1 pseudogene is annotated in these 302 nt (G+C 57.9%); it reads left to right on the forward strand.

The features are described 5' to 3' along the window. Positions 1–302: pseudogene (locus HP548_RS00065) on the forward strand (hypothetical protein); the annotation flags it as partial.

A 302-nucleotide genomic window follows, 5' to 3' on the forward strand; every position in this document is an offset into this window, starting at 1 on the left:
GTATAACCGGTGAGACAGGTGCCACTGGAACCGGAACAACTGGAGCTACTGGTGCGACGGGTTTAACAGGTGCAACAGGTGTGACAGATGCACCTGTAGCAGGAGTCACCGGGGCTACCGGCGCGACAGGCGCGACTGGGTCAACTGGAGAAACAGGTGCGACAGGCGAAACCGGAACGGGAACAACTGGAGCCACCGGTGCAACGGGACTTACTGGAGTAATTGGTGCGACAGGTGCAACGGGAACAGGAACAACAGGAGCCACAGGTGGAACGGGTCTTACTGGAGTAACTGGTGAGACA

Origin of the sequence: Paenibacillus taichungensis (assembly GCF_013359905.1) — a bacterium.
Taxonomy (GTDB): domain Bacteria; phylum Bacillota; class Bacilli; order Paenibacillales; family Paenibacillaceae; genus Paenibacillus; species Paenibacillus taichungensis.